Here is a 25545-nt window from a genome sequence, read left to right as displayed (position 1 = left end):
GGCCCGCCCCCACGGCCCTCGGCGAGACATCCCGCATCTCGCCCAGGCCCTCGGCGGGTCAGATGGTCGACGCCGGCCGGTGACACCCGCACTCCCCCGCCGCGCCCACGCCATCCCGCCACACCGTCGCGACCCACGACAGCCGATCCGCCCCGGAGCCCGACCCCGGGCTCACCACCGGACCTGACTGCGTTCGTTCCCCCGGACAGACGGGAAGACCATGACCCTCGACATCTCCAGTGCCCCCATCGCCTCCGACACCACCGACCACGCGCCACCGGCCCCCGGCCCCCGGATCCGCTGGGCCCACGACCTCTCCGCCTCCCTGGTGGTCTTCCTGATCGCCGTGCCGTTCTCCCTCGGCATCGCGCTCGCCACCGGCGCCCCGCTCACCGCCGGACTGGCAGCCGCGGCCGTGGGCGGCATCGTGGTCGGACTGTCCGGCGGCACCCCGCTGATGGTCAGCGGCCCCTCCGCCGCGCTGACCGTGATCACCGCCGGGCTGATCGCCCAGTACGGCTGGCGGGCCACCTGCGCAGTCACCGTCGCCGCGGGGCTGCTCCAACTGCTGCTCGGAGCACGCCGGGTGGCCCGAACGGCACTCGCCGTCTCGCCCGCGATCGTGCACGGCATGCTGGCCGGGGTCGGGCTCACCATCGCCATCGCGCAGCTGCACGTCGTCCTCGGCGGCTCCCCGCAGAGCTCGGCGATCGCCAACATCCTGGCGCTGCCGGGGCAGTTGGCCGGTCCGCACCCACCGGCGATGCTGGCCGGCACGGTGACCGTGGTCGTGCTGCTCGGCTGGCCCCGGCTCGACCGACTCCCCGGCCGCGCGGGCGAGTTCGGCGCCCGACTGACCAAGGTGCCCGGCCCGCTGGCTGCCGTGGCCGCCGCCACCGCACTCGCCCTCGCCCTGGACCTGCGGCTCGCCCACATCGAACTGCCCGCCTGGCAACCGCAGTCGCTCGTGCCCGCACTGCCGCACGGTTCGCTCGCCGGAGTGCTCGCCGCCGTCCTCACCGTCACGGCCGTCGCGAGCGTGGAGTCGCTGCTGTCCGCCGTGGCGGTGGACCGGATGTCCCAGCGCACCGGTGACCTCGACCGCGAGCTTCGCGGACAGGGCCTCGCCAACCTGGTCAGCGGGCTGGTCGGCGGACTGCCGATCGCCGGCGGCGCCGTGCGCAGCACCGCCAACGTGCGGGCCGGCGGGCGGACCAGGTGGGCCTCGGTGCTGCACGGCGTCTGGGTGCTCGTGGCCGCGCTGGCACTGACCGGCGGGCTGCGCCGGATCCCGCTGGCCGCCCTGGCCGCGCTGGTACTGGTGGTCGGGCTGCAGATGGTGAGCTTCGCGCACATCCGCAACGTGCACCGGCACCGCGAGTTCCCGGTCTACCTGATCACCATGCTCGCCGTGGTCGCCTCCGGTGTGCTGTGGGGCGTCGGCCTCGGCGCCGCCACCGCCGTCCTGCTCGCGCTCTACCGGCTGACCCGCGCCCATGTGGACGTCGAGACCGGCCCCGACGGCTCGGTCACCGTCCAGACCCACGGGCCGCTCACCTTCACCGCCGTTCCCCGGCTGAGCCGGGTGCTGGCCGGGATCCCCGTGTCCGCCGAGGTCACCGTGGTGCACGACGGCTCCTTCCTGGACCACGCCGCGTACGAGACGCTGCACGACTGGCGGACGAACCACCAGGCCGCGGGCGGTCGGGCAGCGCTGGTGACGCGGCGCCAGGACGACGAGGTGCTCGACCCCGACGGCACGGTCCGTACCGGCAGTTCACCGGGCCCGCACCGCTGCCGGGCCTGGACGCCCTGGGTCGGCCACCACTGCATCGAGCAGCAGGAGGACCCGCACGGCCGGCTGCTGGACGGCGTCCGGGTGTTCCAGCAGCACACCGCTCCGCTGATCAGGCCCGAACTCGCCCGGCTGGCCCGGGAGGGGCAGACACCCTCCCAGCTCTTCCTGACCTGCTCCGACTCCCGGATGGTGACCAGCATGATCACCAACAGCGGGCCGGGCGACCTGTTCGCCGTCCGGAACGTGGGCAACCTGGTGCCGGCCCCGTTCGAGCCCGGCGCGGCCGACGACTCGGTGGCCGCCGCCGTGCAGTACGCGGTCGAGGTCCTGGAGGTGCGCTCGATCACGGTCTGCGGCCACTCCGGCTGCGGCGCGATGAAGGCCCTGCTGGAGGGTGTGCACGAGCGCAGCGGATCGCCCACCCCGCTGACCCGCTGGCTGCGCAACGGCCGCGGCTCGCTGGACCGGCTGCGACGGGTCCCGGCCGAGTTCGCCGACCGGCCGGTGGTGGACCTCGTGGAGCAGCTCTGCATCACCAACGTGGTGCAGCAGCTGGACCAGCTGATGGCGAATCCGGCGGTGGAGCGCCGGGTCGAGGAGGGCAGCCTGCGGCTGGTCGGGATGTACTTCGACTTCGCCACCGCCCAGGCCTACGTCCTCGACCGCGCCGCCGGGACGTTCAGTCCGGTCGAGGCCCGCGCCGAAGCCCCCACCGGAGCCTGCGCCGGTGCCCGGCCGGACGCGCGAGCCGACGGGGAGTCGGCCGAACGGGTGAGAAAGGACGGCCGGGTTCCGGCCGACGGAAGCGAGGAGGGCCCCCAGCTGGCCGCCTGAGAGCCGGGCCCGTGTCCCCGCCGGGCGGGCCGGGGCACGGGCCCACCGGCCGCCGTGCGGTCCACCGCCCCGCGCGGCGGACCGCGCGGCCGGTCGTTCGATCTTCGGTCATAGGTCTACACCAATTACAGGGAGCCTCTTGTCAACTGACCCGTTCGCCTGGTGAGCTTGTGCGCTGGGACACACGGGACAATCCCCACGCACGGGATCGCCCGAGATCATGACTCGATGAGGAGTGCGCGTTGAGCAACGAGAGCCTGGCCAACCTGCTCAAGGAGGAGCGGCGTTTCGCCCCGCCGACAGAGCTCGCCGCGGCCGCCAACGTCACCGCTGACGCGTACGCCCAGGCCTCCGAGGACCGGCTGGGCTTCTGGGCCGAGCAGGCCCGCCGCCTCAGCTGGGCCGTCGAGCCGACCGAGACGCTCGACTGGTCCAACCCGCCCTTCGCCAAGTGGTTCGCCGACGGCAAGCTCAACGTGGCCTACAACTGCGTGGACCGCCACGTCGAGAACGGCCTCGGCGACCGGGTCGCCATCCACTTCGAGGGCGAGCCCGGCGACAGCCGTTCGATCACCTACGCCCAGCTCAAGGACGAGGTCTCGCAGGCCGCCAACGCGCTGCTGGAACTCGGCGTCCGCAAGGGCGACCGGGTGGCGGTCTACCTGCCGATGATCGCCGAGGCGGTCGTCGCGATGCTCGCCTGTGCCCGGATCGGTGCCACCCACTCGGTGGTCTTCGGCGGCTTCTCCGCCGACGCCGTCGCCTCCCGCATCCAGGACGCCCAGGCCAAGCTCGTCATCACCGCCGACGGCGGCTACCGGCGCGGCAAGCCCTCCGCCCTCAAGCCGGCCATCGACGAGGCGCTCACCAAGGTCGAAGGCGTCGAGCACGTCCTGGTGATCCGCCGCACCGAGCAGGAGATCCCCTGGACCGAAGGCCGCGACGTCTCGTGGCACGAGATCACCGCGCGCCAGTCCACCGAGCACACCCCCGAGGCGCACGAGGCCGAGCACCCGCTGTTCATCCTCTACACCTCGGGCACCACCGGTAAGCCCAAGGGGATCCTGCACACCTCCGGCGGCTACCTCACCCAGGCCAGCTACACCCACCACGCGGTCTTCGACCTCAAGCCGGAGACCGACGTCTACTGGTGCACCGCCGACATCGGGTGGGTCACCGGCCACTCGTACATCGTCTACGGCCCGCTCTCCAACGGCGCCACCCAGGTCATCTACGAGGGCACCCCGGACACCCCGCACCAGGGCCGGTTCTGGGAGATCGTCCAGAAGTACGGCGTGACGATCCTCTACACCGCGCCGACCGCGATCCGCACCTTCATGAAGTGGGGCGACGACATCCCCGCGAAGTTCGACCTGTCCTCGCTGCGGGTGCTGGGCAGCGTCGGCGAGCCGATCAACCCCGAGGCCTGGGTCTGGTACCGCGAGCACATCGGCGGCGGCAAGTGCCCGATCGTGGACACCTGGTGGCAGACCGAGACCGGCGCCATCATGATCAGCCCGCTGCCGGGCGTCACCGAGACCAAGCCGGGCTCGGCCCAGCGCGCCCTGCCGGGCATCGCGGCCACCGTGGTGGACGACGAGGCCAACGAGGTCCCGAACGGCTCCGGCGGCTACCTGGTGCTCACCGAGCCGTGGCCGTCCATGCTCCGCACCATCTGGGGCGACGACCAACGCTACATCGACACCTACTGGTCGCGCTTCCAGGGCCGCTACTTCGCCGGTGACGGTGCCAAGAAGGACGAGGACGGCGACATCTGGCTGCTCGGCCGGGTGGACGACGTCATGCTGGTCTCGGGCCACAACATCTCCACCACCGAGGTCGAGTCGGCCCTGGTCGGCCACCCGTCCGTGGCCGAGTCCGCGGTGGTCGGCGCCGCCGACGTCACCACCGGCCAGGCCATCGTCGCCTTCGTGATCCTGCGCGGCGGCGTCACCGAGAGCCCCGAGCTGGTCGAGGAGCTGCGGGCGCACGTCGGCCGCACGCTCGGCCCGATCGCCAAGCCGAAGCAGATCAAGGTGGTCGGCGAGCTGCCGAAGACCCGCTCCGGAAAGATCATGCGCCGCCTGCTGCGGGACATCGCGGAGGGCCGCGAGGTCGGTGACACCACCACGCTCGCCGACAGCACGGTGATGAGCCAGATCCAGGCCCAGCTGCCGCCGAACGGCAGCAACGGCTGAGTGCGGCGCTGACGGCGGAGCGCGCAGCGGGCGCGACGCGCTGAAGCTGCGGCGGGGCCTCGGGTGGTGTTCCCACCGCCCGGGGCCCCGTCGTCGTGCCCGCGGAGAAGGGCACGCCATCGCGTCCGCCGTGCCCGCCGCCCGCCGCCCCACCTGCACCCCCGCACGGCCGGTAGCGCCCGCCGACGGCTCGTACGGCGTGTCGGCGGCGGTCCGCAGCCGAGAAGGAAGGGGTGCGCCCGGGTGCCCGGCGTTCCCCGGACGGAGGTCTGCGGCAGCGCCCTGAGCAGGTGCGCCGGGCCGGAGGTGGCGTACGGACGGTTGATCCGGCGGGGGCCGCCATCGGCAGCAGCCCGATACCGGCCGGGGCGGTCGGCGTGGCCCGGCGGGCGACCGTCCGCTCGTCGCCGCGGATCACCGCGCGCCTGCCCCGACCAGTCCGGGGCTGCGACCGGCGAGGGGAGGCGTTCGCCCGGATGCGCTCGGCCCGGTCGTTCGGGTGCCGGTCCGCTGTTCCCTGGGGGTGCAGAACCGGCCTGAAGGGCTTAAGTCCTTTAACAGGACAATCCCGATGTCACCCGAAAGTCTCGTTAGACTGCTAAGGACGCATCAAGATCCTTGAGCAGGAGTCGCGGGCGTCACAGGGCGCGCCGGGAAGTCTGGTCGGCAACTGCACCACCCGTGCATCCGTTGCCGCTCCCCGCCCCAGGAGGTCCCGCGTGACCGACCAGCCGCCCGTCCACGAGCCGACGACCCGCCGCCGGCAGTTCCTCGGCCGGCTGTCACTGCCCGAGCGCACCTTCATCACCGACGCGCTCCGCGCCGAAACGGTCGGCGGCATGCTGCTGCTGACCGCCGCCGTGATCGCCCTGATCTGGGCCAACCTCTGGCCGCAGGCGTACGAGAGCGTGCTCGACTACCGGATCGGCCCGTCGGCCCCGCTCCACCTCGACCTCACCCTGGCCACCTGGGCGAAGGACGGCCTGCTGACGATCTTCTTCTTCGTGGCCGGCATCGAGCTCAAGCGCGAGTTCGTCGCGGGCGAGCTGCGCACTCCGAGCGCCGCTCTGCTACCGGTGATCGCCGCCGTCTGCGGCGTCACCATGCCCGCGATCCTCTTCGCCCTGATGAACTCCGGCAGCGGCGGCCACCCCGGCGGCTGGGCCATCCCGACCGCCACCGACATCGCCTTCGCGCTCGGCGTGCTGGCCGTGGTCGGCACCCACCTGCCCTCGGCGCTGCGCGCCTTCCTGCTCACCCTGGCCGTGGTGGACGACCTGATCGCGATCCTGATCATCGCGATCTTCTACAGCTCGGGGATCAAGTTCTGGGCGCTCGGCCTGGCCTTCGCCGGCCTGGTGCTGTTCTGGTTGCTGCACCGGCGCGGGGTGAAGGGCTGGTACCTGTTCGTGCCGCTGGCCGTCGTGGTCTGGGCGCTGATGCACGAGAGCGGCATCCACGCCACGGTGGCGGGCGTCGCGATGGGTCTGATGCTGCGCTGCCACCGGGAGGGCGACGAGGAGCACTCCCCCGGCGAGCACATCGAGCACCTGATCCGCCCGCTCTCGGCAGGGCTGGCCGTCCCGGTGTTCGCGCTGTTCTCGGCCGGGGTGACGATCTCCGTCCCGGCGCTGCGCGAGGTGTTCACCCAGGCCACCCCGCTCGGCATCGTGACCGGGCTGCTGGTCGGCAAGACGGTGGGCATATTCGGCGGGACCTGGCTGGCCGCCCGCTTCACCCGGGCCGAGCTGAACCCGCAGCTCAAGTGGGCCGACCTGTTCGCCGTCTCGGTGCTCGCCGGCATCGGCTTCACCGTCTCGCTGCTGATCAGCGAACTGGCGTTCCCGCACGATCTGGCGCTCGCCGACCGCTCGAAGACGGCCGTCCTGGTCGGCTCCCTGCTCTGCGCGACGGTCGCCACCGTGCTGCTCAAGCTGCGCAACCGGCGCTACCGCGCGCTGTGCGAGGAGGAAGACCAGGACGTGGACGGCGACGGCGTACCGGACGTCCACCAGCAGGACGACCCGGCCTGGCAGGCCCGGGCCGCCGACCCGAGGCCGACCGCCGACCCGACACCGACCACCGACCCGACGCCGACCGCTGGCGCGACGCCGGCCACCGGCGCGACGCCGACCACGGATCCGACACCGACCACCGACCCGACGCCGACCACGGACCCGACACCGGCAGCCGACGCGGCGCCCACCACCGAACCGGCCCGGCGCCTGCCCGGCGAGGGGTACGGCACCGACGGCTGAAGCCCCCCGGAAGGGGTCCCGCACGCCTTCCGAAGCCAGGACACGTCCCTCCGCCGGGGCCCCGGAGTGGTGTCCGACTCACCGGTAGGGGCATGATTCTGAGCTGTCGACACACCACTGACGCCTCCGGACCCCCCACCGGCCCCGGAAACCGCACACCGCGACGGCGTCACGCCACAACAGCCGCAGAGGAGAACCGCTGATGCCCGCAGGAGCCGCAGACCCGTCCAGCAACGGCCGGGCGCCCTACGAGGGCGAGCGTTCGGTGGGGCAGCTGTTCGCGGCGGCCACCGCCGACCTGTCCTCGCTGGTCCACGACGAGATCGCGCTCGCCAAGGCCGAGATCAAGACGGACGTCAAGCGCGGCGCCGCCGGCAGCATCTTCTTCGTCGTGGCCGGGGTGATCGGCCTGGCCGGCATTCCGATGGCGAGCATCGCGATCGCCTTCTTCTTCCACTGGCTGGGTGTGCCGCTGGGCTGGTCGTTCGCGATCTCGTTCGTCCTCCACGTGATCGTCGCGGCGTTGGTCGGCTTCGTTGCCGTGCGCATCTTCAAGAAGGTGAGCAAGCCGGAACGCACCATCGAGGGCGTCCAGAAGACCGCCGAGGTGCTGAAGAACGCCCGGCCGCGGCCGGCCACCCAGGAGGAGATCGACCGGGCTCTGGGCCGCATCCCGTAACCCGCGGGAGGGGCTCCAACCCACCGACAACGAGCACCTGGCACGTGTCGGGCTCGCGGATGTGACACGCTCTCGGTATGCCGCTCGACCAGACGCCCGTGCCCGCGCAGCCGTCCGCCACCTCCGGCCCCGACTCCGGCACCGGTCCCGGCTCCGGCGGCGGCGCTGCCGAGGCCTGGAGCATCCGGCAGCCGGGCCCGTGGACGCACCGCGACCTCGCGGCCAACGGCGCCCGCTTCCACATCACCGAGCTGGGTTCCGGCCCGCTGGTGCTGCTGGTGCACGGCTGGCCCGAGTACTGGTGGGCCTGGCGCCACCAGCTGACCGCGCTGGCCGCGGCCGGCTACCGCGCGGTGGCGCTCGACCTGCGGGGCATCGGCGGCAGCGACCGCACCCCGCGAGGGTACGACCCGGGCAACCTGGCCCTGGACATCACCGGCGTGATCCGTTCGCTCGGTGAACGCCGGGCGCACCTGGTCGGGCACGCGTCCGGCGGCACCCTGGCCTGGGTGGCGGCGGTGATGCGCCCGTCGGTGATCCAGAGCCTCACCGTGGTCTCCGCGGCGCACCCCCGGGACCTGCGCCGGGCGCTGCTGACGGACCGCAAGCAGATGGCCGCCTTCGACCACGTGCTGGGCTTCCAGCGGCCGTGGATACCGGAACGCCGCCTGGTCGCCGACGACGCCGCGCTGGTCGGCCGCTACCTCGACGAGTGGACCGGTCCGAACAAGCTGGACGAGGCGGCCGTGCACGCGTACCGGCAGGCCATCCAGATCCCCAGCACCGCGCACTGCTCGATCGAGCCGTACCGCTGGCTGCTGCGCTCGATGGCGCGCCCGGACGGGATCCAGTTCGCCCGGCGGATGAAGAAGCCGATCACCGCGCCGACCCTGCACGTCCAGGGCGCCTCGGACCCGGTGCTGCTGTCGCACACCGCGCTGGGCGGCGGCGAGTACGTGGCGGCACCGTACCGCTGGCGGCTGATGCCGGGGGTGGGGCACTTCCCGCACGAGGAGGCACCGGAGGAGTTCACCACCGAGCTGCTGGACTGGGTCGACCGCCACAAGGAGTGACGGCCGGAAGGCCCGGCAGAGGGTCGCCAGGGAAGGGCCGAACGTCCCAACTCCCCTGATGTTGCGCTCATATGACAAGCGCATAGGCCAGTTTCGGCGAGTCCGGGCGGTTACTCCCACCGGCCCAGGGGCATCCATTCCGGTATGACCTGGATGCCCGATCGCGACGACGCCCCGCGCGGCCGACGCCACAGCAGTCCCCAGCGCTCCGCACACCGCCCGGACCGGGCGGAGGACCTCGGCTTCGACGGCCTCGACCGCCGTCAGCGCGGGGTGCAACGGCAGATGGGCATCCGGCGCATCCTCGGCCGGCGCGCCCGGTGGGTGGGCGCACGACTGCGGCGCGAGACCTGAGGCCTCGCGCCGCTCCCCCGCTCCCACCGACCGGACGACGGCCGGGCAGCCGCTGAGCCGGTCAGTCACTCAGCCGGACAGCCGGACAGCCGCTCAGTCGCTCAGTCGCTCAGTTCACGATCTGCGGCGACAGCGCGGTGAACCAGAGCAGGACGAAGGTCGCCACCGACATGATCGGCACCAGCACCTTGGTCTCGACGTTGTTGCCGCTGCGCTTGATCAGCACGATCTCGTAGCGCTCCTTGTGCGGCCACAACAGCGGCGCGCCCTTCTTGGTCAGGCAGTCGCCCAGCAGGTGCGCCAGCGTGCCCAGTCCGACCGCGTACGGCAGCCAGCCGGGAGAGTTGGGCATCCAGGTGTTCATCCCGAAGGTGCCGAGCGCGGCCAGGCCTATGACGGTGATCCACGCCTCCGGTCCGTTGCTCGGCGGGCAGAGTCGCAGTGCCCGGATCGCCAGCGCCAGGAGGAAGAACGTCACCGAAAGGGTGAAGTAGCGGCCCAGGAAGGTGACGCCCGCCCAGGTGCCACCGCCCATCAGCGCGACGAACAGCAGCGAGTGGGTGGCGTGCCGGTGCCCGCCGGAGGCCCAGGCCACGAAGCGGCAGAGCGCCTTGGAGACCGGGCCTAGGAAGTTGGCGATCGAGCCGTCGTGGTGGTCGAGGTCCGGCAGCAGCGCCGCGCCCGCGCACAGCACCGTGCCCATCAGTATGTCCGCCGGCTGCAGCGTGGTGTGCAGCAGCAGCGGAGGCAGGAACGGGGCCGAGGCCGCGTACAGCATCGCCCCGCTCACCGCGTGTGAATGACCCATCATCGGACTGCCACGACCTCCCGTTGACTCACTCCGGGACGGCAACCCGGTTGAGCCGAACGGGTGAGCGCGGCCGAGGCTACCAGGGCGGACTGACGGTTCGACGGATCCCGCACCGGCAGCAATCCCGCACCGGCAGCAATCCCGCGTCGGCCGCACACGGAACCGACCGCCCACGGAACCGACCGCCCACAGAGCCGACCACCCACAGAGCTGACCGCCCGCGGAACCGACCGCCCACGGGACGACGGGAGGTCAGAGCGCGCAGCCCTGGGTGTCCACCCTGGTGGTCGCGCCGCCGCCCGCCACCGCGTCCTCGCGCACCTCGGCCGAGGTCAGCACGTACCCGGTGTCCGCGCTGTCCAGGGACTTCGCGAACACCACGCCGTACACCTGGCCGTCCGGGGTGAGCAGCGGGCCGCCGCTGTTGCCCTGGCGGACCAGCGAGCGCACCGAGTAAACGTCGCGCACCACCTGGCCGCGGTGGTAGATGTCCGGACCGTTGGCCTGGATCCGGCCGCGGATGCGGGCGGGCTGGACGTTGAAGGCGCCGTTCTCGGGGAAGCCCGCGACGATCGCGCTGTCGTTGGTCCGCGCCTCGCCCGCGAAGGTCAGCGGGGGCGCGTTCAGCTTGGGCACGTCCAGGACGGCGATGTCGCGCTGCCAGTCGTAGCGGACCACCGTGGCGTCGTAGAGCTGGCCGACGCCGCCGATCTGCACGGTCGGCTCGTCGACGCCGCCCACCACGTGGGCGTTGGTCATCACCCGGTGCGGGGCGAAGACGAAGCCGCTGCCCTCCAGGGTCTTGCCGCAGGAGGTCGCGGTGCCGACCACCTTGACCAGGCTCTGCCGGGCCTTGGCCACCGCCGGGCTGTTGGCCAGCGCCGGGTCGGGGGTGTCGACCTGGGTGATCGGCTCGTGCTCGAAGGGGTTGAAGACCTGCGGGAAGCCGTTGCGCGCGAGCACCTTGGAGAAGTCGGAGAACCAGTTCGGCGCGTCACCGGGCAGCGCGTCCTGGACGCCGCCGAGGATCGCCGAGGACCGGACCTGCTTGGAGACCGTCGGCAGCGACGTCCCGGCCAGCGCGGAGCCGATCAGCCAGGCCACCAGCAGCATCGAGATCACGTTGACCACCGCGCCGCCGGAGGCGTCCAGCAGCCGGGCCGGACGGCGGTCGATGTGGCCCCGCAGCTTCCAGCCGAAGTGGGCGGTGACCGCCTGGCCGATCGCGGCGCAGACGATCACCACCACGACGGCCACCACCGAGGCGGTGGTGCCGGGGCTGAGGTGGTCGAGCAGCAGCGGCAGCAGTTGGACGGCCAGCAGGCCGCCGCCGAGGAAGCCGACGAGGGAGAGGACGCCCACCACGAAGCCCTGCCGGTAGCCCGAAACGGCGAATCCGACAGCGGCGAGGATCAGCAGCACATCCAGGACGTTCACCCGGACACCCTCCCACGCTTCGCGACCGTGCCGCGCCGACGGTCCGTCACGAGCCGGCGGCGTCGCCGCCCGGCAGGGCACGGGAGTGTTCGAGGTCACCCTGGACGAGCGCGAGCGCGTCGTCCGAGAGGTCGACGATCCGGGACGGGTCCCAGGGCAGCTCCAGCCCGCTGTGGTGCAGCACCCGGTCGATCACCCCGGCGGTGAACCCCCAGACCAGCCGCCCGGCGACCGCGAAGGCCGGCCCGATGTGCCCGGACGGGTGCCGCAGCCGGACCCGGTTCGCGGGGTCGGCGAGCTCGGCGATCGTCACCCGGAACACCGCGCCGGTCTCGCCCTGGTCCACCGGGCGCACCGGCGACTCCTCGCGCCACCAGCCCAGTACCGGGGTCACCACGAAGCTGCTCACCGGGATGTACAGCCGGGGCAGCGCGGCGAAGACCTGCACCCCTGCCGGGTCCAGGCCGGTCTCCTCCCAGGCCTCGCGCAACGCCGCCGCGATCGGGCCGGGACCGTCCGGGTCGCCGTCCTCCGGGTCCAGCGCGCCGCCCGGGAAGGACGGCTGGCCGGCGTGCGAGCGCAGCGAGCGGGCCCGCTCGATCAGCAGCAGGTCCGGTCCGTCCGGTCCCTCGCCGAACAGCATCAGCACGGCCGCCGCCCGGCCGCCCTCGCGCGGCGGCAGGAAGCGGCTCAGCTGCTCCGGCAGCACCCGCTCGGCCGCGTCCCGGACCGGTTCCAGCCAGCCCGGCAGGCCGCTCCGCTCGATGGCTCCCCTGATCACGCGTCCACCCCCAGGTCCGCGATCCGCCCCTGGTGGGCGGCCGCGTCGGCGCGGGCGGCGGCCTCGCCGGGGAAGTCCGACGGCGGCTTCAGCCGCTGGCCGGGCTGACCGCCCATCTCGTACTTGAGCAGCTTGCGGGCCTTCTCCGGGTCCAGCTCGCCTTCCCCGTAGGCGGGGCAGAGCGGGGCGATCGGGCAGGCCCCGCAGGCGGGCTTCTGGGAGTGGCAGATCCGGCGGCCGTGGAAGACCACGCGGTGCGAGAGCATCGTCCACTCCGACTTCGGGAAGATCTCGGCGACGGCCAGCTCGACCTTCACCGGGTCCTCCTCGGTGGTCCAGCCGAACCGCCGGGCCAGCCGTCCGAAGTGGGTGTCCACGGTGATGCCGGGGACGCCGAAGGCGTTGCCGAGCACGACGTTGGCGGTCTTGCGGCCGACGCCGGGCAGGGTCACCAGGTCTTCCAGCCGGCCGGGGACCTCGCCGCCGAACTCGTCGCGCAGCGCGGTGGAGAGGCCGATCAGCGCCTTCGCCTTGTTCCGGAAGAAGCCGGTCGGGCGGATGACCTCCTCCAGCTCCTCCGGGTTCGCCGCCGCCATGTCCTCGGGCGTCGGGTACTTCGCGAACAGCGCCGGGGTGGTCTGGTTCACCCGCAGGTCGGTGGTCTGCGCCGACAGCACGGTGGCCACCAGCAGCTGGAACGGGTTCTCGAAGTCCAGCTCCGGGTGGGCGTACGGGTACAGCTCCGCCAGCTCGCGGTTGATCCGCCGGGCCCGCCGCACCATCGCCAGGTGCGACTCCGGCTTCCTCGGCTTCGCGGCCGGCTGCGCAACCTTCGCAGCTTTCGCGGCCGGCCTCGCAGCCTTCGCGGCCCGCTTCACGGGAGGCTTCGCTGCCTGCTTCACGTCCGGCTCCGCGGCCGGCTCGGTCGCGGTCTTCCGGGCCTTGCTCTCTGCCATGCACGAAGGCTACGCCGAGCGGCGGACCGCTCGGGGCCGATCAAGGACGGAAGAAGTGACTGCCGGGGCGGCTGTTGTGCGACGGGGGCGGTCCGGCTGGGGGAGAAAGGATGATCAGGGTCCTGTTGGCCGAGAATATGACCGTCGTGCGGCAGGGGCTGATCGCCCCGCTCGGGTACGAGGCCGATCTGACGGTCGTCGCCGCGCTGGGGGTGCGGGAGAACCCGCTGACGCCGCATGAGGCCGAGGCCGGGAGGCGTTCACCGCAGTGTGCGGCCGATGGTGCCCTCAAGGGTGTTGAGCAGGCCGGCCAGGGCCTCGGCGAGGCGGTCCTGCTCGTCGGGGGTGAGGCCGGAGAGCAGCGCCCGGTCGTAGGCGATGAGCTCCTGGATCAGGCCGTCGACCAGCTCCCGCCCGGCGTCGGTGAGCGAGAGGTGGGCGACCCGGCGGTCCCGCTCGTCGGTGCGGCGGCTGACCAGCCCGCGCTCCTCCAGCAGTCGCAGGCGCTTGGTGACGGCGGCACCGGAGGCGAAGCTCTCGCGGGCCAGCTGGGTGGGCGTCAGCTCGACCTCGACCCGGCGCAGGGCGCCGAGGATGTCGAACTCGGCGCGGGTGAGGCCGGCCCGGGTGAGCGGGTCGGGCGTCTGCTGGAGCAGCGCGGCGCAGCGGTTGATCCGGCCGAGGACGGCGATCGGCCCGGTGTCCAGGCCCGGGTAGGCGCGCTCCCACTGGCGCAGCACACCTGCGACGACGTCCTCCACGTGCGCTGCTCCCGTTCTGCGATCGACCGTCCGTCGATCCTAGGGCGTGTCCGGTGAGCCGCGTCGCTCCAGGAGGGCCGCCAGCAGGTGGTGGGCGTGCTGCTCGGTGTCGGCGGTGCGCCGGTGCGGGAGGGCGGGGCGGCGCCACTCGCCGATGGCGGCGTCGGCGGCCTCGCGCAGTTCCAGCAGGGCGGTGGCCAGTCCGGTCCGGGCCGCCAGGGACCCGGAGCCGACGGCCGCGGCGGTGGCGACCGCCGCCCGGGCCTCCCGGGTGGCGGTCTCGGCTGCGGCCAGGGCGCGGGACAGCCGGGTGGCGGTGCGGCGGTTGGTGACCAGCAGGCAGGCGGCGAGGCCGGTGAACGCGCCCACGCAGGTGTCCAGCCAGCGGTCGGCGACCAGGGTCCGGGCGGGCTGGAGGCCCGCGAACTCGGTCATCAGCAGGGCCATCGGGGTGACGAAGACGGTGGCCAGCCAGTAGCTGCGGGCGATCGTCGCCTCGGCGCCGACCTGGCACAGCAGCCCCAGCCCGATCATCGCGGGCTGCCCCGAGTGGGCGAGGGGCAGCACGGCGGTGAACAGCACCAGGCCGATCAGGTTGCCCAGCACCCGCTGCAGCGCGCGCTGCCAGGAGAGCGTGCTGTTGGCCTGGAACACCGAGGCCGCGGTGACCACCGCCCAGTACGGGCGGCCGACGCCGAGCGCCAGCGAGATCCACCCGGCGGCGGCGCAGCCGACCGCGACCCGCAGGCCGATCGGCAGCAGCGCCGAGCCCGGCCCCAGCACCCGGTGCAGCGGCGGGCGGGGGCCGGGGCGGTGGGCGCGCAGTTCGGCGGCCTCGGCCTCGGTGAGGTCGAGCAGCGGCAGGGGGCGGCCCCGGCGCAGGTCACGGGCCCAGGCCTGGTACCGCTCGGCGACGGCGGCGCCAGCGGATTCGTCGCCCCGCCCGGCGGGCGCGGCCAGCGCCCGCTCCGCGTGGACGAGCAGCCGCTCGGGCGCGTCGCCGAGGGCGCGCCACCGGGTCGGGGAGGAGAGGGCGAGGCTCTGCCGGGCCGCGGCGACCGCGCCGACCAGGGCGGTGCGGGCGGCCGCGTCCGGTGCGCCGGGCGGGGTGCGGACCAGCCGGGCGGCGGCCTCCAGCGCGCGGGCGGTGGCGATCCGCTCGGGCCCGTACGGGCGCAGCAGCGCGGGGGCCATGCCGACCAGCCAGGCCAGTGCGGCGCCGAGCGCGGTGAGCGCCAGGTGCGGCGGGAGGTCGGCGGGGTGCTGCGGGACGAAGGCGCAGCTGGCGGTGGTGAAGGTGATGATCAGACTGCCGGGTGGCCCGATCCGGGCGGCGTCGCAGCCCAGCTTGTGCAGCGCGGCGAGCACGGCCGTCACCGCGACCAGCACCACGGCGTCGCCGGTCAGCGCGGAGGCGGTGAGCGCGGCGGCGGTGCTGAGCACGGTGCCCAGCAGCACGCCGGCCAGGGTGCGGGCCCGGGCGCGGTAGGGCAGGCCGTGGCCGTACAGCGCGCCGAGGCCGCCGGCCGAGGTGTAGAGCGCGAGGTCGAGTCGGCCGAGGGCGAGCAGGGTGAGGTTGAGGAGGCCGAGGGTCACGACGGCGCTGAGCGCGGGCTTGTGCCAGATGTCCCCGGGCGGGCCGACCCGGAGGGCCTGCCGGAACTGGGCGGGTGTGGCCATGAAAGAAGATTAGCAGGTAATTTACCTGTGAAACGTTTGCTCGTGGGGGCCGGGAAAAATTTTCTTCCCGGAGCGATGAGTTCTGCGGTGACCCCCGGTCTACCCCCATGACCGACTCGCACGACGACAGAAGGAACTCCCCCATGAGCACCGTGATCTCCGCCGACGGCACCACCATCGCCTGCACCGTCACCGGCTCCGGCCCGGCCGTGGTGCTGGTCGACGGGGCGATCGGCCACCGCGCCTTCGACCCGGGCGTCGCGGTCGCCGAGCAGCTCTCGGCGCACCACACCGTGTGGGCCTACGACCGGCGCGGCCGCGGCGGCAGCGGGGACACCGCGCCGTTCGCCGTGGAGCGGGAGATCGAGGACCTGGCCGCCGTCGTCGCGGCGGCCGGCGGCTCGGCGGCCGTCTTCGCCATCTCCTCGGGCGCCGCACTCGCGCTGCGGGCCGCCGCCGCGGGCGTCGGGATGACCCGACTCGCCGTCTACGAGCCGCCGTTCAGCACCGAGGACGGCCAGGCCGAGCGCTTCGTCGGGTACGTCACCGAGCTGGAGGGAGCACTCGCCGAGGGGCGGAGCGGGGATGCCGTCGCGGCCTTCATGACCTTCGTGGGGATGCCCGGGGAGATGGTGGACGGGATGCGCTCCGCCCCGATCTGGCCGGTCTTCGAGGCGGTCGCGCCGACCCTGGCGTACGACGCGGCGGCGCTCGGCGCCCGGACCGGTGCGGCCGTGCCGGTCGAGCTGCTGGCCACCGTCGCGGTGCCCACCCTGGTCCTGGACGGCGGCGCCAGCCCGGAGCTGCTGCGGGCCCCCGCCCGCGCGGTGGCCGAAGCCGTGCCGGGCGCCGAGTACCGGACGCTGGCCGACCAGACCCACGAGGTCGCGGCCGAGGTACTGGTGCCGGAGCTGCTGAAGTTCTACGCCTGACTGTGAGGATGTGGATGGCATCGCTCGGGGGGTCCGACCCTCCGCCTGACCGACGCCTCGGCTGTCCTTGGGTCGAATCGCCCGGCCGAACTGGGCTGCACCGGCTGACGCCGCCGCAACCCACGCTTCAGTACAGCCCGTTCAGCTCCCCGAAGCCGAGCGCCCCGTCGAGCTCCGTCAGCGTCCCGGCGCCGAGCAGTTCGACGGCGGCCCGGTGGGCCGTGGTGTACGCGGCCTGGGCGAGGCCGGTGCCGACGCTGACTCGCCGCACCCCCGTGGCGGCGAGTTCGGTGACGCTCGGACCGCCCGCCCCGGCCATCGCGTTCACCGGCAGCGGGGAGCGTCGTGACAGCTCGCTGAGGGCGTCGAGGTCCAGCAGCCCGGGGACGAACAGGCCGTCGGCGCCCGCCTCGGCGTAGGCCTCGGCCCGGGCCAGCACGTCGTCGAGCCCGCCCAGACCGAACAGGAACACGTCGGTCCGGGCGTTGACCAGCAGCTCGGGCAGTCCGGCCGCCGCTGCCGCGGTGCGGGCCGCGCGCAGCCGCTCGGTCTGTTCGGCCACCGCGAACAGCGGCCCGCCGACGGCCGTCGAGTCCTCCAGGTTGACCCCGGCCGCGCCGACGCCGACCAGTTCGGTGACGGTCGCCGCCACGTCGGCGGGCAGCGGCCCGTACCCGCCCTCGGCGTCGACGGTGACCGGCAGGTCCACCGCGGCGACGACCCGGCGGGCCGCCTCGACCGCCGCCGCCCGGTCCATCCGCTGGCCGTCGCCGTGGCCGAGCGACCAGGAGACGCCACCGCTGGTGGTGGCGATCGCCCGGGCGCCGGCCGAGGCGATCACCGCGGCGCTGCCCGCGTCCCAGGCGTTGGGCAGGACGAGCACGCCCTCCGCGACGAGCTCGCGCAGCCGCAGCGCCCGCTCGCGGGCCTCGGGGGTGGTGGACATATCGGGTCACCGGCTTTCGTGCGGATCGGTGGGGACGCAGGCATCCTGCGCCCCGGCCGCAGGCCGCCACCAGTGATTAAGCTGGGGCCGAATCTTCCGAAGGGGGCCCGCGGATGCGGACGGAACTCCAGTTCTCCACCCAGGACTTGGCACTGACCCGGTTCGCCGTCAGCCCCATGCAGGAGGTGGTGACCAGCCTGCGCGCGCTCGCCCACTCCGCCGTCCCCGCGCTGCACCGCCGCTGGGCCGGGCAGGTGCGCGCCCGGCTGGCCGCCGCCGGGCTGGACCGGGGCCGGCTGGCCGCGATGGTCCCGCCCGACGGCCACCTGCCCGACTTCCTCAACCCCGCCCCCGCGGGTTGCTCGACCACGCTCGCCGAGGAGCTGGCCGTGATCACCACGACCGGCGCCGAGCAGGTCCGGGCCGACCTCGACATCCTGGCCGCCGAGGCCGGCGGCCGGCTGCCCTCCGCGCTGGTGCCGCTGCACCGCGACCCGTCCGGCCAGCTGCCCCGGCTCGCGACCGAGATCGAGGCGTACTGGGAGCTGGCGCTCGCCCCGTACTGGGCGCGGATCCGGGCGCTGCTGGCGGCGGACGTCTTCCACCGCTCCCGGCAGGCCGCCGAGCACGGCCCCGCGCGGATGCTGGACGAGCTGCACGAGACGGTCCGCTGGGACGGCACCGCGCTGCGGCTGGAGCGGCGGCACTGCGCCGTCACCCGGCTGACCGCCGGGGCCGGGCTGCTGCTGGTGCCCTCGGCCTTCGCCTGGCCGCGGGTGCTTACCCGGGTGCTGCCGCCGGACCCGCCGCAGCTGGTCTACCCGGCCCGCGGCACGGCCACGCTGTGGGAGGAGCGGCCCGGCTCGGCGGCGCGCACCGACGCGCTGGCCGCCGTCCTCGGCCGGTCCAGGGCCCAGTTGCTGGCCGAGCTGGACTCCCCGGCCTCGACCACCGAGCTGGCCCGCCGGACCGGACTGTCCCCGGCCGCCGTCTCCCAGCACCTCACCGCCCTGCGCGCGGCGGGCCTGACCAGCGCCCACCGGGCCGGGCACGCCGTCCTCTCCGCCCGCACGGCGGTGGGCGACTCCCTGTTCGATCACGACGGGCAGACGTTCGACCGGGTGACGCCCGCCGGGCGCCCCGCCCCGTGACCCGCCGGTACGAATGGCCCCGCACCGCACCCCCGGACACACCCCCTCCTCATATGATCGGAGCGACATGCGCCATGCTTGGTGATGCAGAACACTGAACGGAACTTGCGCCGGACGGCCCACCCGCCGGACGGCCGAGAAGGAGGAAGCACGTGGACGACGTTCTGCGGCGCGCCGCACTCTTCGCGGCACTCGACGACGAACAGGCCGGCGAGCTGCGCGCTTCCATGACCGAGGTCACCCTCGCCCGTGGTGAGTCGCTGTTCCACGAGGGCGACCCGGGCGACCGGCTGTACGTCGTCGCCGAGGGCAAGGTGAAGCTGCACCGTGCCTCGCCGGACGGCCGCGAGAACATGCTCGCCGTGCTCGGCCCCAGCGAGATGATCGGCGAGCTGTCGCTGTTCGACCCGGGCCCGCGCACCGCCACCGCCAGCGCGCTGACCGAGGTCAAGCTGCTCGGCCTCGGCCACGGCGACCTGCAGCCCTGGCTGCACGCCCGCCCCGAGGTCTCGATCGCGCTGCTGCGGGCCATCGCCCGCCGACTGCGCCGGACCAACGACGTGATGTCCGACCTGGTCTTCTCCGACGTGCCCGGCCGCGTCGCCAAGGCCCTGCTGGACCTCTCCCGCCGCTTCGGCGTCCAGTCCGAGGAGGGCATCCACGTCGCCCACGACCTCACCCAGGAGGAGCTGGCCCAGCTGGTCGGCGCCTCCCGCGAGACGGTCAACAAGGCGCTCGCCGACTTCGCCGGCCGCGGCTGGCTGAAGCTGGAGGCGCGCGCGGTGGTCCTGCTGGACGTCGAGCGGCTGTCCCGCCGCTCGCGCTGACGCTCCGAGCGGGTCCAGCGGGTCCGAGCACCCCGAGCGCCCCGAGCACCGTGAAGGGCCCGTCCCACCGGACGGGCCCTTCGGCGTTCCCGGCCCGGGGCACGCCCGGGCCCCGGATCAGTCCTGGTCCGGGATCAGCCCGTGCTCCTCCAGGTACTCCAGCTGGGCGCGCACCGACAGCTCGGCGGCCGGCCAGAGCGCCCGGTCCACATCGGCGTAGACCCGGGCGACCACGTCGGCGGCCGTCCGGCAGCCCGCCTCGACCGCGGTCTCCACCTGGGCCAGCCGGGTCGCCCGGTGCGCCAGGTAGTAGTCGACGGCGCCGAGCGCGTCCGCGAGCACCGGCCCGTGACCGGGCAGCACGGTGCGGACGCCGTGGGCGGAGGCCATGGTGTGCAGGTGGCGCAGCGAGTCCAGGTAGTCCCCGAGCCGGCCGTCGGGGTGGGCGACCATCGTGGTGCCGCGGCCGAGCACGGTGTCCCCGGTGAGGACCGCGCCGTCGTCCGGCAGGTGGAAGGTCAGCGAGTCCGAGGTGTGGCCGGGGGTGGCGACCACCCGCAGGTCGAGGCCGCCGACGTCCAGCCGCTGGCCGCCGACCAGGCCCTCGGAGCCCAGCCGGTGCGCGGGGTCCAGGGCCCGCACCTCGGTGCCGGTGAGCTCGGCGAAGCGGGCCGCGCCCTCGGAGTGGTCGGCGTGGCCGTGGGTCAGCAGGATGAGCGCGATCCGCTTGCCGCGCTCCTCGGCGAGGTCGATCACCCGGCGCAGGTGGCCCTCGTGCAGCGGGCCCGGGTCGATCACCACCGCGAGGTCCGAGCCGGGCTCGGAGAGCAGCCAGGTGTTGGTGCCGTCCAGCGTCATCGGTGACGGGTTCGGCGCCAGCACGCACAGCGCCCGGGAAGTGGCCTCGCCGCCGACCACGGCGGCGGGGTCACCCGGCAGGAGGCCGCTCATGCGTACCCCTCGGTGGTTCGCTCGCGCCGCTCGCTCACCGGCCGCCCTCGCCGTCGCGATGCAGGGCCCGCAGCGGCAGGGCCCGGACGAGGGCGCGCTGGGCGACCTCGACGAACGGGACCTGGGTGGTGCAGGCCGGGGAACGGGGGATCAGTCGGCGGGCGGGCAGCTCGGGGGCCGTCCGGCGAGCCACGTCGTTGTGGTTCATCGGTCATCGGTCCTTTCTGATCGTCTGATCGGCATCTTTTCAGCGGTGGTCAGTGGTGTCAGTGGCCCCGGGGTCGGTGGTGGTCAGCGGCCCCGGGAACAGCGGCCCCGGCTCAGGAGTCCTCGGGAAACTCCCCGTCGATGGTCAGTTCGTCGTACCCGGGCCAGCGGACCGTCATCCGGTCGCCGCGCACCTCGGCCCGGCCCAGCACCGGCTCCAGCCGCCGCCCGGCGGCCGCGGCCAGCGCCTCGGCGGCCGTCCGGACCGACGACAGCTCGCGCAGCACCGTCACGGTCGGCGGCAGCATGCCGAACCGGCCCTCGTGGTAGCCCCGGACCGCCTCGGTCGGCGTCAGCCAGGCGACCCGGTCGGCCTCGCCGACCTCCAGCGCCGCGCGCTGACCGGCCGGCAGGGCGGCGACGAAGAACCAGGTGTCGTAGCGCCGCTCCTCGAACTCCGGGGTGATCCAGCGGGCCCAGCCGCCCAGCAGGTCGCTGCGCAGCACCAGCCCGTGGTCCCGCAGGAACTCGGCGAGGGACAGCTCGTGCGCCTCCAGCGCGGCCCGCTCCGCGGTCCAGTCACGCGGCTCGGCGACGCTGTGCGCGTCCGGGCCGGCCAGCAGCACGCCGGCCTCCTCGAAGGTCTCGCGCACGGCCGCGCACACCACCGCCCGCGCCGTCCGGGCGTCCACCCCGAGGCGGCGCGCCCACTCCTCGGGGGACGGCCCGGCCCAGCCGGGCTCGACCTCGGCGTCCCGCGGGTCCACCCCGCCGCCCGGGTAGGCGTACATCCCGGCCGCGAAGGCCATCGAGGTGCGACGGCGCAGCAGGTAGGCCTCCGGCCCGTCGGGGCAGTCGCGCAGCAGCACGACCGTCGCGGCGGGCCTGGCCACCGCCGGGGTGAGCAGGCCGGAGTCGACCGCCCGGATCCGGGCGGGCCAGCCGGGCGGCATCGGGAGCGCCGTAGCTCGATGGTCCATGCCCGGATGCTAAGCGCACGGAGGCGGGGTTGGACAGGCCCGACCCCGCCTCCGCGATCACACTCAGGCGTTCTTGACGCGCACCTGGATCTCGACCTCGACCGGGGCGTCCAGCGGCAGCACCGCGACGCCGACCGCGCTGCGGGCGTGCACGCCGGCCTCGCCCAGCACCTGGCCGAGCAGTTCGCTGGCGCCGTTGATCACGGCGGGCTGGCCGTGGAAGTCGGGGGCGGAGGCGACGAAACCGACGACCTTCACGACCCGCTCGATCCGGTCCAGGTCACCGATCACGGACTTCACGGCGGCCAGGGCGTTCAGCGCACAGGTCTGCGCGAGCTCCTTGGCCTCCTCCGCGGACACCTCGGCGCCGACCTTGCCGGTGCTCGGCAGCTTGCCGCCGACGACCGGCAGCTGGCCGGAGGTGAACACGAACTCACCGGACTGCACGGCCGGCACGTAGGCGGCGACCGGGGCGGCCACCGGCGGCAGGGTCAGACCCAGCTCGGCGAGCTTCGACTCGACCTGGCTCATGCGTTCTTCTCCCGCTTGAAGTAGGCCACCAGCTGCTCGGGGTTCGGGCCCGGCACGACCTGGACGAGCTCCCAGCCGTCCTCGCCGAAGTTGTCCAGGATCTGCTTGGTGGCGTGCACGAGCAGGGGCGCCGTCATGTATTCCCACTTGGTCATGGCCAGACTCTAGACGAGGCGTCCCGGCGATCGCCGCCGCCCGCCGACCGGCGTGTGAGGTGGGGCACAAAGGGGGCATGATTCAGTCCTGGCACCCCGGGTGCTCCAGGCATCGGGAGCGCTCCCTGGTTACCCTCGCGAGAGGGCACCCTCATGGAGGGGGACCCCGTCCGCGCGCGGGCCCCCGACAGGGGAGCCCCGCGGGAGGGGAGCCCGTAGGGACGGAGACGGACGGAGACGGAGCGTGGCACGCACCCCCGGCCAGGCGGCCCGGCGCGACCCCGACTGGGAAGGCGTCCGGCTGCACGTGGTCAGCGGCAAGGGCGGCACCGGGAAGACCACACTGGCCGCCGCGCTGGCCCTGGCCCTGGCCGCCGACGGCGGTCGGGTGCTGCTGATCGAGGTCGAGGGGCGGCAGGGCATCGCCGAGCTGTTCGGGATCGCCGCGCTCCCGTACGAGGAGCGCCGGATCGCCTCGGTCTCCCGGTCCCAGCTGGGGCTGCCGGCCGGGGAGGCGCCCGCGGGCGGGACGGGCGCCGGCGAGGTGCTCGCGCTGGCGATCGACACCGAGCAGGCGCTGCTCGAATACCTGGAGATGTTCTACAAGCTCGGCCGGGCCGGGAAGGCGCTGCAGAAGGTCGGCTTCGTCGACTTCGCCACCACCATCGCCCCCGGCGTGCGGGACGTGCTGCTCACCGGCAAGGCCTGCGAGGCGGCCCGCCGCAAGGGCCCGGACGGGCGGCGCCGGTACGACGCGGTGGTCATGGACGCCCCGCCGACCGGGCGGATCACCCGGTTCCTGAACGTCAACTCCGAGGTCGCCGGGCTGGCCCGGATCGGCCCGATACACACCCAGGCGCAGGCCGTGATGCGGGTGCTGAGGTCGCCGGAGACCGCCGTGCACCTGGTCACCCTGCTGGAGGAGATGCCGGTGCAGGAGACGGTCGACGGCATCGCGGAGCTGCGCGAGGCGAAGCTCCCGGTGGGCGGGGTGATGGTCAACATGGTCCGGCCGCCGGTGCTGGACGCGGCGGCGGTCTCCGCGGTGGACGGGGACCACCGCGAGGAGGTGGCGCTGGCCCTCGGCGAGGCCGGGCTGGGGGGCCGCTCGCGCAGGGCGGAGACGGTGCGGGCCGCGGTGGAGCCGCTGATCGACCCGCTGCTGGAGCAGGCCAGGGAGCACGCCGAGCGGGTCGAGCTGGAGCGCGAGCAGCGCACCGACCTGCAGCAGCTGCGGATCCCGACGTACGAACTGCCGCTGCTGGGCGAGGGTGTGGACCTCGCCGGGCTGTACCGGCTGGCGGGCGAACTGAAGCGGCAGGGGGCGGCGTGACCGCGGCGGACAACGGCATGGCGTCGACCGGCAGTCGGCTGGCGGTCGACGGGCTGATCGACGACCCGAGGACCAGGATCATCGTCTGCTGCGGATCCGGCGGCGTCGGCAAGACCACCACCGCCGCGGCGATCGGCCTGCGGGCCGCCGAGCGCGGCCGCAAGGTCGTGGTGCTGACCATCGACCCGGCCCGGCGGCTGGCCCAGTCGATGGGCCTGACCGAGCTGGACAACACCCCCCGGGTGGTCAAGGGCGTCACCGGCGACGGCGAGCTCCAGGCCATGATGCTCGACATGAAGCGGACCTTCGACGAGGTCGTGCTGGCCCACGCCGAGCCCGAACGGGCCAGGGCCATCATGGAGAACCCGTTCTACCAGTCCCTGTCGGCCGGCTTCGCGGGCACCCAGGAGTACATGGCGATGGAGAAGCTCGGGCAGCTGCGCGCCGCCGAGGAGTGGGACCTGATCGTCGTGGACACCCCGCCGTCCCGTTCGGCGCTGGACTTCCTGGACGCGCCCAACCGGCTCGGGTCCTTCCTGGACGGCCGGGTGATCCGGATCCTGACCGCCCCGGCCAAGGTCGGCGGGCGCAGCGCGATGCGGTTCCTCAACGCCGGGATGGGCCTGCTCACCGGCACCCTGGGCAAGATCTTCGGCGCCCAGCTGCTCACCGACGTGCAGACCTTCGTCAGCGCGACGGACTCGATGTTCGGCGGCTTCCGCGAGCGCGCCGACCGCACCTACCAGCTGCTCAAGGCGCCGGGCACGGCGTTCCTGGTGGTGGCGGCGCCGGAGCGGGACGCGCTGCGCGAGGCGGCGTACTTCGTGGACCGGCTGGCCGCGGACCGGATGCCGCTGGCCGGACTGGTGCTCAACCGGGTGCACAGCACGGGCGCGCCGCAGCTCACCGCGGAGCGGGCGCTGGCGGCCGCCGAGGCCCTGGAGGAGAACGGCTCGGAGCACTCCTCGCCCGAGGCGGAGCTGCTCGCGGCCGGACTGCTGCGGCTGCACGCCGAACGGATGCAGATCATGGGGCGCGAGCGGCGCACCCGGGACCGCTTCGTCTCGGTGTACCCGGACGTGCCGATCGTGGAGGTGGCCGCGCTGCCGGGCGACGTGCACGACCTGGACGGGCTGCGGGCCATCGGGGAGCGGCTCAGCGGCGCGGCGTGAGCGCCCCGGGGGGCCGGTGCCGACGGCGTGCTGCCGCCGGGCTCAGCCCGCCTGGGCGTAGTCCGTCAGTATCACGCCGGTCGCGAGGGACTCCTCGTACTCGGTGCGGGCCGTCTCCAGCAGCCTGCGCCACGAGATGACCGTCGGGCGGCGGCGCAGCAGCGCCCGGCGCTCGCGTTCCGTCATCCCGCCCCACACCCCGAACTCCACCCGGTTGTCCAGCGCGTCCGCGAGGCACTCCGTACGGACGGGGCAGCCGCTGCACACCGCCTTCGCCCGGTTCTGTGCCGCCCCCTGGACGAACAGTTCGTCCGGATCACTCGTGCGGCAGGCGGCCTGCGCACTCCAGTCGTCAACCCAGCCCATGCCGGCGCCGTCCTCTCCCGATGATTCGAGGCTCCCCCACGGCGGCAACGGCATATTCACCGTTGCCAGTTGAGGACGTTACGGAAGAAGGACAGCGCGCAACAGCCCCTTCGGGCTCAATCTCGAATGACCCGATCGGACTATGGGTATCGGTCATCTCACTCGTTGGAGTGATCGCAGGTCGCGGGCCTTGCCAGACCGGAGGCCCGCACTCTCGCCACAGACGTCGTCACGGAGAGCGACCGACCACTCGAACGCGGCAGGCTTCAGCCGCCTCAAAACCCGCGCAACAGCGGGCAATTCGGGCAAGTCTCCGCACTCACAAGAGTGAGTGATGTTGACGCACCGAAGCTGTCGCAAGCTTGTGACAAGCC

Annotated in this window: 24 protein-coding genes; 11 read left to right on the top strand and 13 right to left on the bottom strand. The window is 73.7% G+C overall.

The genetic code is table 11. The annotated features are described in order from the left end of the window. Positions 1 to 220 precede the first annotated feature (220 nt). The 6 genes from ACZ6Z8_RS27305 to ACZ6Z8_RS27280 all read left to right on the top strand — a co-directional run bounded on the left by ACZ6Z8_RS27305 (position 221) and on the right by ACZ6Z8_RS27280 (position 9194). Entirely contained in the window at positions 221 to 2632 is a 2412-nt protein-coding gene (locus ACZ6Z8_RS27305; RefSeq protein ID WP_465612671.1) for a SulP family inorganic anion transporter, read from the top strand. Between the two features lie 242 nt (positions 2633 to 2874). Then, positions 2875 to 4830, top strand: a complete 1956-nt coding sequence (acs, locus tag ACZ6Z8_RS27300; RefSeq protein WP_465612670.1) for an acetate--CoA ligase — start codon at positions 2875 to 2877, stop codon at positions 4828 to 4830. Between the two features lie 719 nt (positions 4831 to 5549). After that, a complete protein-coding gene (gene nhaA, locus ACZ6Z8_RS27295) occupies positions 5550 to 7088 on the top strand; it encodes a Na+/H+ antiporter NhaA (protein ID WP_465612669.1) in 1539 nt (512 codons plus the stop codon). A 202-nt stretch (positions 7089 to 7290) separates the two neighbouring features. Beyond that, positions 7291 to 7767 carry a phage holin family protein gene (locus ACZ6Z8_RS27290; RefSeq protein WP_465612668.1) on the top strand — a complete coding sequence of 159 codons (477 nt, stop codon included), beginning with the start codon at positions 7291 to 7293 and terminating at the stop codon, positions 7765 to 7767. 77 nt (positions 7768 to 7844) lie between these two features. Continuing rightward, positions 7845 to 8840 (top strand): alpha/beta fold hydrolase, encoded by a 996-nt coding sequence (locus ACZ6Z8_RS27285; protein ID WP_465612667.1) that lies wholly within the window; start codon positions 7845 to 7847, stop codon positions 8838 to 8840. 144 nt (positions 8841 to 8984) lie between these two features. After that, positions 8985 to 9194, top strand: coding sequence for a hypothetical protein (locus ACZ6Z8_RS27280; protein ID WP_465612666.1), 210 nt, complete (start codon positions 8985 to 8987; stop codon positions 9192 to 9194). A 109-nt stretch (positions 9195 to 9303) separates the two neighbouring features. Here ACZ6Z8_RS27280 and ACZ6Z8_RS27275 read toward each other — a convergent pair whose 3' ends face one another. From ACZ6Z8_RS27275 to ACZ6Z8_RS27250, 6 genes are all read right to left on the bottom strand, one after another. Beyond that, positions 9304 to 10005 carry a metal-dependent hydrolase gene (locus tag ACZ6Z8_RS27275; protein ID WP_402816960.1) on the bottom strand — a complete coding sequence of 234 codons (702 nt, stop codon included), beginning with the start codon at positions 10003 to 10005 and terminating at the stop codon, positions 9304 to 9306. A gap of 252 nt (positions 10006 to 10257) precedes the next feature. Continuing rightward, on the bottom strand, positions 10258 to 11442 hold the full coding sequence (locus tag ACZ6Z8_RS27270) for a MarP family serine protease (protein ID WP_465612665.1): 1185 nt from the start codon (positions 11440 to 11442) through the stop codon (positions 10258 to 10260). Between the two features lie 46 nt (positions 11443 to 11488). Further along, positions 11489 to 12220 (bottom strand): NUDIX hydrolase, encoded by a 732-nt coding sequence (locus ACZ6Z8_RS27265; protein ID WP_465612724.1) that lies wholly within the window; start codon positions 12218 to 12220, stop codon positions 11489 to 11491. After that, positions 12220 to 13179 (bottom strand): endonuclease III, encoded by a 960-nt coding sequence (gene nth, locus ACZ6Z8_RS27260; protein WP_465612664.1) that lies wholly within the window; start codon positions 13177 to 13179, stop codon positions 12220 to 12222. The genes ACZ6Z8_RS27265 and nth overlap by 1 nt, the downstream gene beginning before the upstream one ends. 260 nt (positions 13180 to 13439) lie before the next feature. Further along, positions 13440 to 13940, bottom strand: coding sequence for a MarR family winged helix-turn-helix transcriptional regulator (locus ACZ6Z8_RS27255; protein ID WP_465612663.1), 501 nt, complete (start codon positions 13938 to 13940; stop codon positions 13440 to 13442). Between the two features lie 39 nt (positions 13941 to 13979). Further along, complete coding sequence (locus tag ACZ6Z8_RS27250; RefSeq protein WP_465612662.1) at positions 13980 to 15620, bottom strand: FUSC family protein; 1641 nt, start codon at positions 15618 to 15620, stop codon at positions 13980 to 13982. 143 nt (positions 15621 to 15763) lie between these two features. Here ACZ6Z8_RS27250 and ACZ6Z8_RS27245 point away from each other — a divergent pair, with 143 nt between their 5' ends. Continuing rightward, a complete protein-coding gene (locus tag ACZ6Z8_RS27245; protein WP_465612661.1) occupies positions 15764 to 16552 on the top strand; it encodes an alpha/beta fold hydrolase in 789 nt (262 codons plus the stop codon). A 127-nt stretch (positions 16553 to 16679) separates the two neighbouring features. Here the strand turns inward: ACZ6Z8_RS27245 and ACZ6Z8_RS27240 are convergent, their stop codons facing one another. Then, positions 16680 to 17498 carry an isocitrate lyase/PEP mutase family protein gene (locus ACZ6Z8_RS27240; RefSeq protein WP_465612660.1) on the bottom strand — a complete coding sequence of 273 codons (819 nt, stop codon included), beginning with the start codon at positions 17496 to 17498 and terminating at the stop codon, positions 16680 to 16682. A 113-nt stretch (positions 17499 to 17611) separates the two neighbouring features. Between ACZ6Z8_RS27240 and ACZ6Z8_RS27235 the strand changes: the two genes are divergently transcribed. Together ACZ6Z8_RS27235 and ACZ6Z8_RS27230 are read left to right on the top strand one after the other, a co-directional pair. Further along, positions 17612 to 18649, top strand: coding sequence for a DUF5937 family protein (locus ACZ6Z8_RS27235; protein ID WP_465612659.1), 1038 nt, complete (start codon positions 17612 to 17614; stop codon positions 18647 to 18649). A 152-nt stretch (positions 18650 to 18801) separates the two neighbouring features. Further along, complete coding sequence (locus ACZ6Z8_RS27230) at positions 18802 to 19476, top strand: Crp/Fnr family transcriptional regulator (protein WP_030288117.1); 675 nt, start codon at positions 18802 to 18804, stop codon at positions 19474 to 19476. Between the two features lie 117 nt (positions 19477 to 19593). Here the strand turns inward: ACZ6Z8_RS27230 and ACZ6Z8_RS27225 are convergent, their stop codons facing one another. From ACZ6Z8_RS27225 to ACZ6Z8_RS27205, 5 genes are all read right to left on the bottom strand, one after another. Then, entirely contained in the window at positions 19594 to 20427 is an 834-nt protein-coding gene (locus tag ACZ6Z8_RS27225) for an MBL fold metallo-hydrolase (RefSeq protein ID WP_465612658.1), read from the bottom strand. Positions 20428 to 20461: 34 nt separating this feature from the next. After that, complete coding sequence (locus ACZ6Z8_RS27220; protein ID WP_402816982.1) at positions 20462 to 20635, bottom strand: hypothetical protein; 174 nt, start codon at positions 20633 to 20635, stop codon at positions 20462 to 20464. A gap of 112 nt (positions 20636 to 20747) precedes the next feature. Beyond that, a complete protein-coding gene (locus tag ACZ6Z8_RS27215) occupies positions 20748 to 21614 on the bottom strand; it encodes an NUDIX hydrolase (RefSeq protein ID WP_465612657.1) in 867 nt (288 codons plus the stop codon). 63 nt (positions 21615 to 21677) lie between these two features. Further along, positions 21678 to 22145, bottom strand: coding sequence for a RidA family protein (locus ACZ6Z8_RS27210; RefSeq protein WP_465612656.1), 468 nt, complete (start codon positions 22143 to 22145; stop codon positions 21678 to 21680). After that, entirely contained in the window at positions 22142 to 22300 is a 159-nt protein-coding gene (locus ACZ6Z8_RS27205; RefSeq protein ID WP_094743074.1) for a DUF4177 domain-containing protein, read from the bottom strand. The genes ACZ6Z8_RS27210 and ACZ6Z8_RS27205 overlap by 4 nt, the downstream gene beginning before the upstream one ends. Positions 22301 to 22544: 244 nt before the next feature. Here ACZ6Z8_RS27205 and bagA point away from each other — a divergent pair, with 244 nt between their 5' ends. Both bagA and bagB read left to right on the top strand, forming a co-directional pair. Continuing rightward, positions 22545 to 23633, top strand: a complete 1089-nt coding sequence (bagA, locus tag ACZ6Z8_RS27200; protein WP_465612655.1) for an ATPase BagA — start codon at positions 22545 to 22547, stop codon at positions 23631 to 23633. 17 nt (positions 23634 to 23650) lie between these two features. Beyond that, on the top strand, positions 23651 to 24805 hold the full coding sequence (gene bagB / locus ACZ6Z8_RS27195; RefSeq protein ID WP_465612723.1) for an ATPase BagB: 1155 nt from the start codon (positions 23651 to 23653) through the stop codon (positions 24803 to 24805). Positions 24806 to 24847: 42 nt separating this feature from the next. On the opposite strand, the gene ACZ6Z8_RS27190 is transcribed toward bagB, so the two are convergent. Continuing rightward, complete coding sequence (locus ACZ6Z8_RS27190) at positions 24848 to 25171, bottom strand: WhiB family transcriptional regulator (RefSeq protein ID WP_030240986.1); 324 nt, start codon at positions 25169 to 25171, stop codon at positions 24848 to 24850. Between the last annotated feature and the right edge of the window lie 374 nt (positions 25172 to 25545).

This window comes from Kitasatospora sp. NPDC101108 (assembly GCF_055584725.1).
Note: the sequence above shows the minus strand (reverse complement) of the source record. Positions and strands in the feature narration are given on the sequence as shown.